1 pseudogene is annotated in these 425 nt (G+C 51.1%); it reads right to left on the bottom strand.

Going from position 1 to position 425, the window contains the following annotated elements:
* Positions 1–197 precede the first annotated feature (197 nt).
* Positions 198–425 (bottom strand): annotated as a pseudogene (locus TR61_RS20320) (hypothetical protein); the annotation flags it as partial.

Raw genomic sequence — 425 nt, 5'->3', positions numbered from 1 at the left:
TTTACGTAGTTCTAGCGTCATCCGACGGTAACCAAAGCGGCCCTTATGCTCGTTTTGGATGGTCTGGATAGAAGCTTTGATCGAGGAAAATCGGTCCGCAACGCCCATTGCCTTGAGTTGGTAGTAGTACGTACTTCGCGCAAGGCTCACTAGCTTGAGCAAGTCACGCAAGGGAAAGTGTTGCTTAAGCTCACTGACTAATCGGGCTTTTTCTTCTGTTCTTTCTCCCGCCTCATCACCGCCTCGCCTAACTCCCCAAGCTTTTTTAGATAAGCGTTCTCCATCCGTAGGTATTGGAGCTCATCAAGTAACGTCTTGTGCTCAGGCTCAGGGCTGGTGAGTGGGGCAGCGGTTTTGCGTGGTTTAGCAGGTGGTTTAGGCATAGCGGTGCTCAGTCCTCTTTTCCCTGACTCCAGGGCTTCAAT

The sequence above is a fragment of the Aestuariivita boseongensis genome (assembly GCF_001262635.1).
GTDB classification, from domain to species: domain Bacteria; phylum Pseudomonadota; class Alphaproteobacteria; order Rhodobacterales; family Rhodobacteraceae; genus Aestuariivita; species Aestuariivita boseongensis.
Note: the sequence above shows the minus strand (reverse complement) of the source record. Positions and strands in the feature narration are given on the sequence as shown.